This is a genomic window from Nocardia niigatensis NBRC 100131 (assembly GCF_000308655.1).
In the GTDB taxonomy this organism is placed as follows: Bacteria; Actinomycetota; Actinomycetes; order Mycobacteriales; family Mycobacteriaceae; genus Nocardia; species Nocardia niigatensis.
The window spans coordinates 422,500-436,567 of record NZ_BAGC01000040.1; the positions used below are offsets into that span (position 1 = coordinate 422,500).

At 68.7% G+C, this 14,068-nt stretch carries 12 protein-coding genes; 3 read left to right on the forward strand and 9 right to left on the reverse strand.

Features of this window, described 5'->3' with window-relative positions; all coding sequences use genetic code 11:
• Positions 1–18: 18 nt before the first annotated feature.
• Both ON33_RS14810 and ON33_RS14815 read right to left on the reverse strand, forming a co-directional pair.
• A complete protein-coding gene (locus ON33_RS14810) occupies positions 19–1,845 on the reverse strand; it encodes a vWA domain-containing protein (protein ID WP_218001426.1) in 1,827 nt (608 codons plus the stop codon).
• 2 nt (positions 1,846–1,847) lie between these two features.
• Positions 1,848–2,906, reverse strand: coding sequence for an ATP-binding protein (locus ON33_RS14815; RefSeq protein WP_040859337.1), 1,059 nt, complete (start codon positions 2,904–2,906; stop codon positions 1,848–1,850).
• Between the two features lie 428 nt (positions 2,907–3,334).
• Here ON33_RS14815 and ON33_RS14820 point away from each other — a divergent pair, with 428 nt between their 5' ends.
• Positions 3,335–3,796: a GNAT family N-acetyltransferase gene (locus ON33_RS14820; RefSeq protein ID WP_040859105.1), complete on the forward strand. Its 462-nt coding sequence runs from the start codon at positions 3,335–3,337 to the stop codon at positions 3,794–3,796.
• 60 nt (positions 3,797–3,856) lie between these two features.
• Here the strand turns inward: ON33_RS14820 and ON33_RS14825 are convergent, their stop codons facing one another.
• Together ON33_RS14825 and ON33_RS43320 are read right to left on the reverse strand one after the other, a co-directional pair.
• Positions 3,857–4,228 carry a Pr6Pr family membrane protein gene (locus ON33_RS14825; protein ID WP_245550528.1) on the reverse strand — a complete coding sequence of 124 codons (372 nt, stop codon included), beginning with the start codon at positions 4,226–4,228 and terminating at the stop codon, positions 3,857–3,859.
• 2 nt (positions 4,229–4,230) lie between these two features.
• Positions 4,231–4,470, reverse strand: coding sequence for a hypothetical protein (locus ON33_RS43320; RefSeq protein WP_245550529.1), 240 nt, complete (start codon positions 4,468–4,470; stop codon positions 4,231–4,233).
• Between the two features lie 151 nt (positions 4,471–4,621).
• Between ON33_RS43320 and hrpA the strand changes: the two genes are divergently transcribed.
• Complete coding sequence (hrpA, locus tag ON33_RS14830) at positions 4,622–8,947, forward strand: ATP-dependent RNA helicase HrpA (RefSeq protein WP_040859339.1); 4,326 nt, start codon at positions 4,622–4,624, stop codon at positions 8,945–8,947.
• A gap of 84 nt (positions 8,948–9,031) precedes the next feature.
• On the opposite strand, the gene nrdR is transcribed toward hrpA, so the two are convergent.
• The 3 genes from nrdR to ON33_RS41245 all read right to left on the reverse strand — a co-directional run bounded on the left by nrdR (position 9,032) and on the right by ON33_RS41245 (position 11,233).
• Complete coding sequence (gene nrdR, locus ON33_RS14835) at positions 9,032–9,508, reverse strand: transcriptional regulator NrdR (RefSeq protein ID WP_040859107.1); 477 nt, start codon at positions 9,506–9,508, stop codon at positions 9,032–9,034.
• A 106-nt stretch (positions 9,509–9,614) separates the two neighbouring features.
• On the reverse strand, positions 9,615–10,838 hold the full coding sequence (locus ON33_RS14840; protein WP_051152149.1) for a hypothetical protein: 1,224 nt from the start codon (positions 10,836–10,838) through the stop codon (positions 9,615–9,617).
• A gap of 185 nt (positions 10,839–11,023) precedes the next feature.
• Positions 11,024–11,233 (reverse strand): hypothetical protein, encoded by a 210-nt coding sequence (locus ON33_RS41245; RefSeq protein ID WP_157184540.1) that lies wholly within the window; start codon positions 11,231–11,233, stop codon positions 11,024–11,026.
• Between the two features lie 417 nt (positions 11,234–11,650).
• On the opposite strand from ON33_RS41245, the gene lexA reads away from it, so the two are divergent.
• Positions 11,651–12,439 carry a transcriptional repressor LexA gene (gene lexA, locus ON33_RS14850; protein WP_040859343.1) on the forward strand — a complete coding sequence of 263 codons (789 nt, stop codon included), beginning with the start codon at positions 11,651–11,653 and terminating at the stop codon, positions 12,437–12,439.
• A gap of 69 nt (positions 12,440–12,508) precedes the next feature.
• Here the strand turns inward: lexA and ON33_RS14855 are convergent, their stop codons facing one another.
• Both ON33_RS14855 and ON33_RS14860 read right to left on the reverse strand, forming a co-directional pair.
• Positions 12,509–12,973: a DUF2231 domain-containing protein gene (locus ON33_RS14855; protein ID WP_040859109.1), complete on the reverse strand. Its 465-nt coding sequence runs from the start codon at positions 12,971–12,973 to the stop codon at positions 12,509–12,511.
• Positions 12,974–13,103: 130 nt separating this feature from the next.
• Positions 13,104–13,832 carry a hypothetical protein gene (locus ON33_RS14860; protein WP_157184541.1) on the reverse strand — a complete coding sequence of 243 codons (729 nt, stop codon included), beginning with the start codon at positions 13,830–13,832 and terminating at the stop codon, positions 13,104–13,106.
• Between the last annotated feature and the right edge of the window lie 236 nt (positions 13,833–14,068).

A 14,068-nucleotide genomic window follows, 5' to 3' on the forward strand; every position in this document is an offset into this window, starting at 1 on the left:
GCCGATTCGGGCAGTGTGTCAGCGAATCCGGAACACCGGTCCACGCGGGCGGAACGGCAGCGCGGCGCCCGCGGGTATCAGGAAGGCGTGTTCGTGACGGATGCGCAGCACATCGATCATGCCGTCGGTGATGACGAGAATCGGCCCGTCGGCCGGGAAGTCGTCGGCGCGTTCGAGCAGCCGGATCCCGGGCTGCAGTACCGTGCCGCCGCGACCCCGGACACGGACGCGGGAGGCGATCTCGTCGACCGGCAGATAGCCGGCGTCGTGGGCGGCCGCGTCGCAGAACACGACCCGCGCGCGCGGTACGTCGCGGGCGAGGGCGTAGGAGGCGATGGCGCCCAGTCCTTTACCCATGAGCTCGACCGACATCGAGCCGGAGGTATCGAGCACCACGCCGAAGGTGGGCAGCCGCACCGATTCGTCCGGGCGCACCCACGCCGGGCGCGGAATGTCGGGGGTGGCGGATTGGCGACGTGAGGCGCGGGCGTAACTGCGGCGCTTCTCGACGGCGGGCACGTGCTCGTCGAACCAGTGCGCCAACTGCGCATCCCACGGCAGCGGCGGCTGGTCGAGCGCGCGGATCTCCTGTTCCAGTCCGGCCGGGAGCAGGCCGCGACCGCTGGACTGGTGGTAGGCCAGCCCGGTGCACAGGGCGTTGCGGTAGTACTCGTCCAGATCCAGGTAGTGCCCTGGAGTGTGGCTGTGCGGCAGCGGTTCTCCGAGGATGTCGCTCTTGCCGCGACCGCGCAGGGTGGCGATCTTGCGCAGGCGGCGCAGGTCGGTGGCGAGGCGGTCGTAGACCTGTTCCGCCGACATACCTTTCAGCTGCGGGTCGTAGAGTAGTCCGTCGGGCAGCTCCCCGACGCCCATTTCGACGAGCCAGCCGTTGACCACGTAGTCGCACGCGACATTGAACAGGTAATGGTCGCGCCGGCCGGCGCGGTCGCCGTGACGCAGGGCCGCGTGCAGCATCTCGTGGGCGAGCACGAATCGCCACTCCTCGTCGGAGAGCACCGCGAACGGGTTGATGTAGATCTCGGCCGCCTCGGCATTGACCGCGGCGATCGAGATATCCCAGCCGCGAGCGACATCCGCGTCAGCGATGATCTTCATGCCCGCGGCCAGCGCGCCCAGCAGCGGATACGAGGAGACGAACCAGTTCAGGGCGCGGTCCCAGACGCGCAGGGTCGGGCTCCGCCCGCGCGTGACGTCACGCCCGGCATCGGCGAGCGCGTCACGCGCCGCCTCACCGATACCGGTGGCGAAACGGCCGCGATGGTCGGCCTTCTTCGCGGTCTCGGCGGTGTCGACGAAGAAGTCGGGAAACTCGGTGCGGCGGTATGGTTCCGGGACGCTCGACCGCCACCAGCGCTCGGCCAGCCGCAGCTCGTCGGAACCGCCGGGGGCGGGCGGCAATTCCTGCGGCGGACAGCCGATCTTCAACGTCAACAGGTATTGGTCGACGACCGCGCAGCAGGCCGCGCGGTATACCGGATGGGGTTGGTGCGCCGCGTTCAGCCACGTGCGCGCGTACGCGTTCGCTTCCAGCGCGCGCTCGGGCACGCCGCGCGGGTCGAGGTGCCCGAATCCGACATGCAGCAGCAGATGGGCGAAGACCCAGCTCCATTCCGCCGCCGTGGCGCGCACTTTCATATTGCAGTACACCCCGCCCCACGGCGATGCGACCGCCCACACATCGTCGGGCAGGCGCTGGGATTCGCCGAGACCGTTCTGCAGCCGCCGGAAGATCGGGTGCGCGAGGACCTGCTGCCAGCCGGCGTCGATGTGCGCGCGCCACGGATCGATCACCGTGCCGCGCTTGCGGTTCGAGCGTCCCGCCACCGCTACCTCCGTGCGGCCAGCCGCGGCAGGTCGCGGGTCACCTCGACCAGGAACCAGGACGGCAGCACCGGCGCACCGTCCTCGTCGGCGGCGATGACCAGTTGCGCGCACTCGACCGAGATCTCGGCCAGTTCGGTGAGCATGGTCTTGGCGCGCAGCGAGAACCTCTTCACCCCGGGCGAGGCGTGCTCGCGGGAGGCGGGCAATTCCTTCACGAGCCGGGCGCGGAAGGCCTCGGACAGGAAGTACAGCAGGTCGCGGTCGGCGGGATCGCGGGGCCAGCTCGCATCGCCCTTGATGACCGCCTCCAGGTCGAAGGCGTGGCGCACAGTCTTCACGAACGCACGGAAGCCGGAACCGTGTGCGGCGGTGAGGATTCCGGAGCACAGCACCCACAGGGTGGCGTCGTCGATGTCGTCGCCGTAGGAGTGCAGAGCGTCGGAGAGCATGTGCCAGCCGCGCGGGGTGGAGAACGGCTGCTCGGTCTTGGGCGGCTGCGCCCACAGGTGATCGGGCCGCTGCATGAGGTATTCGATCACCCACGGGTGAATGTCATTGCCGGCGGCCCACTTCAGCCAGTCGTCGATATCGGCGCGCAGGTGCACGTGCACCATGCGGTTGACCAGCGCCGAGGCCATGGGACGGGCGAGAGCGTTGTCGGTGGCGCGATTACCGGCGCCGACGACGACCGAACCCGCGGGCAGTTCGTAATTGCCGACGCGGCGATCGAGAATCAGTGAGTAGAACGACTTCTGGACCTCGGCGGGCGCGGCATTGAGTTCGTCGAGGAACAGGCAGTACGGCTGCTCGCGGGCGATCATCTCCGGCGGCGCGAACCGGCTGCGGTTCTCGACGATCTGCGGCACGCCGATGAGGTCTTCGGGGGCCAGCTGCGTACCCAGCAGGGTGACGCACTCCAGGCCGAGGCCCTCGGCGAAACCGCGCACCAGCGAACTCTTCCCGATACCCGGCGCACCCCACAGAAACACCGGACGCACCACCGCGACGTGCAGCAGCAACTCCGGCAACTGATCCGGAGTCACCGTGACAGTCGCTTCCACATCGTCCTTTCGGGGTTGGATGTGGTGCCAGGTTAGGAGCGCGCACGCGACCGCGGCCAATGATTTTCGGAGCCACCGGAGGATTGGCGACGGCCCGGAGCCTCATGGCTTCCGGGCCGTCTTCGAGCTTCGAGTCGGCGTGCACGTATCCGACGCCCCGCGGTGGCACGCTCGGAACCATGCCGTTGCGGTTCGCCCCACGACGACCCGAACAGCCGAGCCGGATAACCCGAAATGATCACGAAACCCGTCCGGCAACACCGAGTATCACCGGTCCCAGGAGTGCACACACGCCACACCGCAACAGGCGGCACGGTAGGTCGGCGGCTTGGCGCGGGCGGTCAGTCGCCGGAAGTGGCGGGCGCACCGCCGAATCCGGTACCAGCCCATGCGGTCCTGCCGGCGAAAGCGCTGGATAGCCTGGCGGCATGCGCATTGTGATCGACGATCTGAGCGGGGACGCGGTGATCGGGCTGCTCGAAGACCATGTCACCGAGATGCTGGCGAACTCGCCCGAGGACAGCATGCACGCGCTCGACGTGGCGGCACTGCGCAAGCCGCAGATCACCTGCTGGACAGCGTGGGAGGGCGAGGAACTGGCCGGATGCGGGGCGCTCAAGGAGCTGGATCCGGTGCACGGCGAGATCAAGTCCATGCGGACCACCGCGGCGTATCGGGGTCGCGGGGTGGCGTCACAGCTGTTGCGGCACATCCTCGCCGAGGCCACCGCGCGCGGATACGCGCGGCTGAGCCTGGAGACCGGGGCGTCGGAGTTCTATCTGCCCGCGGTGCGGTTGTACGAGCGGTACGGGTTCGAACACTGCGGGCCGTTCGCGGACTACACCGCGGATCCGCACAGTGTGTTCATGACCCGGACACTGTCCGCATGACCCGTGCCTTCCGAATCGCCCGACCCACGACGCTCCTGACCCGCGAGCCCTGAGCCGGTCTCAGCGGGCGGCGACCGCTCTGGGCACCAAACCGTTCAGCGCCGCCACGATCACACCCAGAATGGCGAAGACGGAGGCCATGGTCACCAGCCCGACCGACAGCTGGACGTACCCCTGGGAACGCGGATCGATGAACGGGTAGGGGTACCAGCCCTCGAACGGCCCACGCATCGGCGTGTACGCGCCGTAGGCCAGCGGGTACGCGAGCCAGCCCAGGATGAGCCGGACGGTCGGCACGAGACCGGCGGCGACCAGCAACCAGTCGGCGACCATCACGATGGGGATCACCCGATGCAGGGTGTCGTTGATCCACTGGTCGGTCAGCTGCACGTCGATATCGGCCAGCAGCACCGCGTAGATGATGCCGGTCATGGTCAGGTAGAGGGTGCTCGCGCCGCGCCACACCTGCCAGCCCCCCCGCCGGACGGGTCGCGCAGGCCGCCGACCAGCAGCACGATGATGCCGAGGATGTTGGACTGAATCGTGAAGTAGCTGAAGAAGCTGAGATGGGAGCAGTTCGGATTGCCCACGTTGCGCAGCGGAATCCAGACCAGCGCCACCAGGCCCAGGACTCCGAAAGCGATGCGCAGCACCCGGATCCACGCGCGTACCACCTGTGACGGCCATGGCCCAGATGGTCGCACGCCGAATCGCCCGAACGCGGACGATACGCCGATGCGGCACACTCCCGGCAAGCGCGAGAACAGGCCGCCGGACACCGCGCCGACCGGCCCGGACCGTCTCTTCGCTATCGTTGACGATGCAATGACCAGGACCGCCGCCACCTCTCGCGAGCTTCGTTCCCGCCTGGCCGATCTCTCGATCCGCGACGAGCACCGGTTACGTCGCAGGCTCGACAAGGCCCGCGGCGGCGATCTCACCGCCCTCGCAGCAGACATCGACGCCGCGCAGCGCCGGGTGGACACCCGCCGCGCCGCCGTCCCGACCATCGCCTACCCGGAACAGCTGCCGGTGTCGGCGCGCCGCGACGATATCGCCGAGGCCATCGCGGAGAACCAGGTAGTGATCGTCGCCGGTGAGACCGGCTCCGGCAAGACGACGCAGATCCCCAAGATCTGCCTCGAACTCGGGCGCGGCATCCGCGGCACCATCGGCCACACCCAGCCGCGACGACTGGCCGCGCGCACCGTGGCCGAGCGCATCGCCGAGGAACTCGGCACCGAACTGGGCGACGTGGTCGGCTACACGGTCCGCTTCACCGATCAGGCGTCGGATCGCACCCTGATCAAGCTGATGACCGACGGCATCCTGCTCGCCGAGATCCAGCGCGACCGGCTGCTGCGCCGCTACGACACGATCATCATCGACGAGGCGCACGAGCGCAGCCTCAATATCGACTTCCTGCTCGGGTATCTCAAGCAACTGCTGCCCAAGCGGCCCGATCTGAAGATCGTCATCACCTCGGCGACCATCGATCCGGAATTGTTCGCGCGGCACTTCGCCGACGAAAACGGCACGCCCGCACCGATTGTCGAGGTGTCGGGCCGGTCCTATCCGGTGGAGCTCCGGTACCGGCCGCTGTCGCTGGAACTGCCGGTCACCTCCGACGATCCCGACGACGAGGACACCGAGGTCGTCGACCGCGACCCCACCGACGCCATCGGCGACGCGGTACGGGAACTGCAGGCCGAGGGCGACGGCGACATCCTGGTCTTCCTCTCCGGCGAACGCGAGATCCGCGACACCGCCGACTCGCTGCGCGATATGCGGCTGCCGCGCACCGAGATCCTGCCGCTGTACGCGCGGCTCTCGGCGGCCGAGCAGCACCGGGTGTTCGAATCCCACACCGGGCGGCGCGTGGTGCTGGCCACCAATGTGGCCGAGACCTCGCTGACGGTGCCGGGCATCCGCTACGTGATCGACCCTGGCACAGCACGCATTTCGCGCTACTCGATGCGCACCAAGGTGCAGCGGCTGCCCATCGAGTCCATCTCGCAGGCGTCGGCGCGGCAGCGCTCCGGCCGCTGTGGACGTGTCGCGGACGGTATCGCCATCCGGCTGTACTCCGAGGACGACTTCGAATCTCGGCCGCAGTTCACCGAACCGGAGATCCTGCGCACCAATCTGGCCGCCGTCATCCTCCAGATGACCGCGCTCGGGCTCGGCGATATCGAGAGCTTTCCGTTCGTCGAGGCGCCCGACGCCCGCGCCATCCGCGACGGCATCGCGCTGCTCGAGGAGCTCGGCGCGCTGGGCCGCGCGGAGGCCGAGGCCGGCGCGCACACCGACCTTCCCGACGCCGGCCTGATCCTGACCCCGATCGGCCGCGAAATGGCGCAGATCCCGGTCGATCCGCGCATGGCCCGCATGCTGGTCGAGGCCAACCGCGGCGGCTGTCTCGCCGAGGTCCTCATCATCGTCGCGGCCCTGTCCATCCAGGACGTCCGCGAACGCCCCGTCGAACACCAGCAGGCCGCCGATACCAAACACGCGCGCTTCACTATCGAGGGCTCCGACTTCCTGGCCTATCTGCGCCTCTGGGACTACCTCCGCGAACAGCGGAACGCCCTCTCCTCCAACCAGTTCCGCCGCCTGTGCCGCGACGAGTTCCTGCACTACCTCCGCATCCGCGAATGGCAGGACCTGCACGGCCAGCTCCGCACCATCACCCGCGGCCTCGGCTGGAACACCCAGGGCTCCGACGCCCAATTCGACCGCACCGCAACGACTTCCGGTGACAGCGAAGGCGGAAGCCACACCCGCCGCGGCCGCAACGCCGGCCGCGCGGGCGCCCCGCGGAACGCTGAACGCGGCGAGCACGGCACGCACGCCGACGACTCGGGCCGGAGTCGTAACTCCAACCATGGCAACACTTCCGAGCGCGGCGGCCGAAGCGGTGAATCCGACCGCACCAGGGCCGCTGTCACCGGCGACGACCGGGGTCGCGCGGGCGGAGCTCAGGGCGCGCGCGGCGGTTCACGTGGCGCGGCGTCCGGTGGCAGGACCGAGCCGGCCGAGACCCTCGCGGCGAAGGCGGGGCTGGACAATGACTCGCTGCCGTGGGATGTGACGTCGATTCATCAGGCACTGCTGGCCGGCATGCTGTCGCATATCGGCGTGCGGGAGGCGGAGACCCGGGAGTTCCTGGGAGCCCGCAATGCCAAGTTCATGATCTTCCCCGGATCCTCGCTGGCCAAGAAGCCGCCGCGGTGGGTGATGGCGGCGGAATTGGTCGAGACCTCGCGGTTGTGGGGGCGGACGGCGGCCAGGATCGAACCCGAGTGGGCCGAGCGGCTGGCCGGGGATCTGGTGAAACGCACCTACTCCGAACCGCATTGGTCGGCCAAGCAGGGCGCGGCCGCGGCCTACGAGCGGGTGACGCTGTACGGCATTCCGCTGGTGACCCAGCGACGGGTGGACTTCGGGCGGATCGATCCGGAGCTGTCGCGGGAACTGTTCATCCGGCACGCGCTGGTACAGGGCGAATGGCAGACCAAGCACGAGTTCTTCGCGCGGAACCGCGAATTGCTCGACGACGTCGCCGATCTCGAACATCGGGCACGGCGGCGCGACATCCTGGTCGACGATCAGGTGCTGTTCGACTTCTACGACCAGCGCGTCCCCGCCGACATCGTGTCGGTCCGGCACTTCGACAGCTGGTGGCGCAAGACCCAGCGCAAAGACCCGAACCTGCTGGACTTCACCGCCTCCACGGTGGTGAACGAGGATGCGGCACTGCTGGATCCGACCGCCTATCCCGACAGCTGGCGGCAGGGCGAGCTGACCTTCCCGCTCACCTACCAGTTCGAGCCCGGTCAGGCCGACGACGGTGTCACCGTGCACATTCCGATCGCCCAGCTCGCGCACGTGCGCTCGGTCGGCTTCGACTGGCTGGTGCCCGGCATGCGCGAGGAGCTGGCCGCCGCCTACATCAAGACACTGCCGAAGCAGCTGCGCCGCACCGTGGTTCCCGCACCGGACTTCGCCAAGGCCGCCCTGGACCGCCTCACCCCGCGCGCCGAACCGCTGCGCACCGGTTTGGCGCGAGAGCTGTCCCAGCTCGGCTCGGTGACCATCGCCGCCGCCATGCTGGACCCGGCGGGCCTGCCCGGCCACCTGCGCATGACCTTCGCGGCCACCGACCCGTCGGGCGCCATCGTGTCCCGCAGCAAGAGCCTGGCCGAACTGAAATCCGCCCTGGCCGACCAGGTCTCGAAGTCGGTGGCGCGCGCCAACAACGCCGCCGAGCGGGCCCCGTCCACGGTGTGGACCTCCGAATCCCTGGGCACTCTGCCGTCCGCGGTGAAGCGTCAGGTCAGCGGCCAGACCATTACCGGCTACCCGGCGCTGGTCGCCGAACCGGAGGGCGTGGCGGTGCGTGTGCTCAGTTCCCCCGCCGCCCAGGCCAGCGCCATGCGCACCGGCACCCGCGCCCTGCTGCTCGGCGCGATCACCACCAGCACCCGCGCCGTCACCGCGGGCCTGCCGCCCGCCGATCGCCTTGCGCTGAGCCAGAATCCGTACGGCACCCTCGACGCGCTGGTGGAGGACTGCCGCGCTTGCGCCGCCGACGAACTCATCGCGGCCAATGGCGGACCGGTGCGCAGCCCGGAGCAGTTCCAGGCGCTGGTGGAGAAGGTCCGCCCGCAGTTCGCCACGGCGGTCGCGACCATCGTGCGCTCGGTCGTCCCGGTCCTCGCCGAGGCGCACCGGCTGCGGGCAGCCCTGGCCGAATCCCGTGACCGCGACGCCACCGACGATGTCACTCACCAGCTCGACGACCTGATCTTCCCGGGCTTCATCGCCGAGTGGGGCAGTGCGCGGCTGCGGGAGTTCCCCCGCTATCTGGAGGCCGCCCGCCTGCGCCTGGAAGCGCTCCCGGCCTCCGCCAATCGCGACCGCGCCGGCATGGCCGAACTCGACCGCGTCCACGCCGCCTACGACCGCCTCGTCGGCAATCTCCCCGAATCACGCCGGGGCGGCCGCGACATCCTCGAAATCTGGTGGATGATCGAGGAACTCCGCGTCAGCCTCTTCGCCCAGCAGCTCGGCACGCCGTACCCGGTCTCGGCGAAGCGCATCGAGAAGGCGATCGACGCCGCCCGTCGCCCACCCCAGCAGAAGCGCTGACAGGAGGCGGAAACGCAGCGGTCCGGCCCCGAATCGCTCGGGGCCGGACCGGGAATCGCTGAGTAACCGGAAGTGGTCGCCCGGTTACTTGGTCGCCGCGCCTACCGTGTGATCGGCGCGGTGCTGACGCATTTCGGCGATCTCGCGTTCGAAATCCTCGGCGGAACTGAAGGATCGGTAGACCGACGCGAAACGGAGATAGGCGACCTCGTCGAGATCGCGCAGCGGACCGAGGATGGCGAGACCCACCTCGTGACTGGGCACCTCGGGGGAACCCTTGGCGCGCACCGCATCCTCCACCTGCTGAGCCAATAGGTTCAACGCGTCGGAGTCGACCTCGCGGCCCTGGCAGGCGCGGCTGACGCCGCGGATGACCTTCTCACGGCTGAACGGCTCGGTGACGCCGCTGCGCTTGACGACCGACAGGATCGCGGTTTCGACCGTGGTGAACCTGCGCCCACACTCCGGGCAGGCACGTCGCCTCCTGATGGCGGTGCCTTCCTCGGCCTCACGCGAGTCGACCACCCTCGAATCGGGATGACGACAGTACGGGCAATGCATCCGGGATCCTTCGTCGATGCCTGAGCTTCCACAGCAACCTCGAGCAATCTCGAGGATACCGTGACGGACCCCGTCGGCGGCGTCCGCCCGTGTCCGCGGGCCCGAATCAGGCGGTCACCTGCCACTGCGAGGTCAGGTCGCCGAGCAGATCCGGCAGCCGGTGCACCAGCCGCCCATTGGCCAGCATGACCGGGAACGGTACGGCGAGAACCGGTCTCGCCACGGCCGGGTTCGCGCACAGTTCCAGATAGCGCGGCAACAGATCGTGGATGATGTAGTTCCACCGCGTGTCGCGGTCGGCCCAGTTGAAGTCGGGCAGCGGCGCGCGCAGCGACATGGTGCCCGTGGCGAGGGTGACGGGTGCGAAGACCCCGGGCGCGCGCACGCCGGGGACGGCGGCCTTGCCGGCGATGGTGCTCACATACGTCATGACCCGGCCCATGTCGCCGTGACCGTGCGACGTGACATCCCACTGGTCGGCGATGATCTGGTTCTGCTCGCGGTCGGTCATCCGGAGCGCGGCGTCGGCCAGGCCCTCCTGGGTGCCGGTGTCGATCTCACGCCAGGCGGTGATGGCATTCTCGTCGAGGACTCCGGCCTGGTACATCTCCTCGACCCCGGCCAGGCCCGCGGCCGCGTAGGCCTCGTGCATGGGCACCTGGTCGATGAAGATGTGCTTCTGCATGATCATCAGCCGGGTCTGGTACCAGGCCAGATCGTCAGCGGTGAGCCGCTCGCCCGCGGTGCCGAGGGTCCGGATGTCGCCGGGCAGGATGTCCAGCAGTTGCTGCGGAGTGCCACGCAGCAGGTCGGCGACGCCGTCGCCGAGCTGATGGATGCCCGGCACGGTGAGGATGGACGACACGTCGCCCATGTCGAAGAAGCCCGAGGCGAACGACCCGCCGGCCAGACCGGCCAGACCGGTCCACCAGTAGTCCGGGTGAGCGTTGTTGAGCCGCAGGTAGTTCACGTAGACCTGGGTGAAGGTGCGGGTATTGGCCGCGACGCCGCGTCCGGGATCCCAGGCGGCGAGGTCGATATCGGCATTGCGGGTCGCGGTGACCAGCCAGTACTGATGCAACAGGGTCGCGTAGTGCCGCGGTTCGACACCCGCGGCGCGCGCGTCGTCGAGCGCGGCCCGGAGCCCGTCCGGATCCAGGGGCAGGGCGGGATTGAGACCGCCGCCGCCCGTGCCGTCGCCATTGACCGACGGCAGATCCAGATAACCGGCGTAGGTGGATTCCGCCTGGACAGCCGGTGCGGTCACCAGCCCGATCATCAGGCAGGTGAGGATTCCGGCCACCCGGACCAGCCCTCGAACTCTCGGCATCGACGCCCCCTGTCGCAGTGCGCGCTGGCCGGACGACGGGCCGCGCGGATGTAGCCTCCGTCACATCCAGGAGGACGCTAGCAACAGGTTTCAGTTTTCAATCTGCATTTTCGGCCACGCCGGTGGCCGCCGATCCCTATCCGAAATTCGGTTATGACCCGGCAACTACCGCAGCAGCGGGCCCGCTATCGCACCGGCGGCCGGACCAGCTGCACCGAGGACGGCGTGGTCTGCGAATCGAAGTCGCCGGAACGCAAGTGGGCCAGGCCGATCAGACCGGCCACGGCCAGCGCGCTCATCAGCGCGGTGACAGCGAGGGCCGCGAGACCCACCTGGGCGCGCCGCACCCGGTCCAGCGGATGCGCGCCCCGGGCGCGCCGGGCCGCGTGTCGCACGAGGACATGGTCGCGTCGAACACCTGGACGAGCGGCGGGCCGCACCCGCGCACGGCAGGGACGACGGTCCACGGCGAGACCACCCGCGGCCACGGGCGCCAAGGTTCGGGACCGATCGGAACGGAGCTCCCAGGGGATGCTGTCGAATCCCAGATCGCTTCCCAGAGTGTCGATTTCGCTGACCACGGCGCGCATCGAAGAAACCTCCAAAGTAGGGCGGACCGAATGATGCTGGACAACTGGCTCGATCATGTGTTCGAAGAACTGATGTTCGAATTTCTACCACGACCCACCGACAATGTCACTGATTTCCCCGACATGCGTCGAACAGATGTTTGATCACACGCGTCACACGGACTACAGTCGAGACACGAGTTCCCCGGAGGCACGATGGACCGCATCCGGGAACGAATTCCGGTGAGCGACAGCAGTGAACGGAGGACGGCGGCGGTGAGCGAACACGGCGGCGCGGATGGTGAGAACGGACCCCTTGGTCCCGACGGTAACGGCCCCCTGTCCGAATCGTCCGGTGTCGGCGCGGATTTGACCGTGCGCCAGCGCAAGGTGCTGGAGGTCATCCGCACCTCGGTGCACGACCGCGGCTATCCGCCCAGCATCCGCGAGATCGGTGATGCCGTCGGCCTCACCTCGACTTCCTCGGTGGCACACCAGCTCCGGGCGCTCGAGCGCAAGGGCTACCTACGCCGCGACCCCAATCGCCCACGCGCCGTGGACGTCCGGGGCCTGGACGAGACGGCGGTGCGCGCCACCGCCGGCGTGTCGCAGCTACGCACGGTCAGCACCGAGGCGGAATCCTCCGACGAGCACCCCATTCCGACCTACGTTCCCGTGCTGGGCCGGATCGCCGCCGGTGGCCCGATCCTGGCCGAGCAGGCGGTGGAGGATGTCTTCCCGCTGCCGCGCGAACTGGTCGGCGAGGGTTCGCTGTTCCTGCTGAAGGTCGTCGGTCAGTCCATGATCGACGCCGCCATCTGCGACGGCGACTGGGTGGTCGTGCGTCAGCAGAACGTGGCCGATAACGGAGACATCGTGGCCGCCATGATCGACGGCGAGGCCACCGTGAAAACCTTCAAACACACCGGTTCCCAGGTGTGGCTGATGCCGCACAACCCCCTGTTCGAGCCGATTCCGGGCAATGACGCCCAGATTCTCGGCAAAGTCGTCACGGTCATCCGCAAGATCTGACCGTGCCCGCACTGCCGTGGCCCGGTGACCGCCCCGCAGACCGGCCGCCGGGTCACGACAGTCTCCATGTCAGTGGTTGAGCACGCCGTTCCATACCGCGTGTGCCCCGGAATCGCCGACCCGGTAGGTCTGCCATCCGGCCGCCGCGCCGCTCGCGATCACCAGCAGGGCGATCACCGCCAGCACCGCCCGGCCCACCGGCTTCCCGCGTCCCCGCCGCACGTGCGCGAACGCGAGGATCGCGGCCGAAATGAGCAGCGGCGGAACGAAATACAGCATCTGATGCCCGAGCCGGGCGTGTTCGTCCACCCCCGGCGGCATCCCCAGCTGACGCTGGAACCACTCCCCCGCCTCGACGGTCACCGGCGTCAGGACCGTGACCAGCACCGCCAGCAGGACCGCGGGCCAGATCAATCGGCTACGGGCCGCGGGCCACAGTGCGCACAGGATCAGCAGCACCGCCGTCAGCGGGACCAGCACGACAATCACGTGCACCAGCAGGACATGGGCGGGCAGCCCATTGAATGTCGACATATCTCGGCTCTTTCGAACTCGGCGAACGAAGCCCGGCGTTGAGAACAACGTAAGCCGGGTCCGGCCGGTTCGGTCGGGACCCACGATCGTCCGGCGAGTCTCGGATCGAGACCGTGGGCGCCGCGAGCCGTCAATCGGTTTCGGTGGGCACCACGATGCGGGAGAGAAGCTGAGTGGGCGCCTCGTCGTGCCGGTCCACCGGCTCGGCGGCCTCCGGGGCGGTTTCCTTCGGGGCGGCGGCCTCGGCGGTCGCGGTCTCGCCCGCGGCGGCCGGCTCGAACGCCGCGAGTTCGGGAGTTGCGGCCGTCTCCGGCGCGGAAACCGGGAGCGCGTCCACGAGGTCGAGGGCCGGCGTGTCCTGGGCGGGCGTCGCGGGCAGATCGGGCATGGAAGCCAGTGCGGCGGCCGGGTTCTGGTCCTGAGCGGCGGACGCGTCCGCGTTCAGCGCGGCCAGGCGGCGGGCGCGCAGGTCTCCGCTCAGCGCGGTGGTCACCGGATCGGGCGAGCCACCGGGAGCATGGACGATGCGGCGGGTCGGCGCCTCTTCGACCGGTGCGGCCTCGGCCACGCTCGGCAGGCCCGACCCGGCGACGAAGCCGAGCACCTCGTACTGGGTGCCGATGGTCATGACGGCCGAGTTCTTGTCGTGCGCAATATATCCCTGGTTGGTGCCCATGACGCGGCGCAGCGACTCCAGCCAGCGGTGGTCGAGGACGCGACAGTCGGCCCAGGGGAAGTACTCCAGCCCGGTGCGCAGGTAGAAGCGGTCACCGATGCGCGCGCCGCGCAACAACTCCAGCAGCCAGGCGTCGATGAGGTTGGGCTGGGCGTTGCGGTAGATGCGAGACCGCGGGGGCACCGAACCGTTCGCAAACTCCGCGAAGGAGTTCAGCAACTCACCCGGAAACTCTTCTAACTTCCCAAAACCTACGACATCCAAACCAAGAAGTTGTTCAGGAAGTTGGGCCGCGATCCTGCGCTCGTCATGCAGTTTGAACTTCCTATTGATGTTCTCAGTGCGCATTTGTCTCCGACTTCCCATTCCAACTTCACGGAACCCTAGCATGAACCAGACCGTTTCAAACCAGTTTGGTC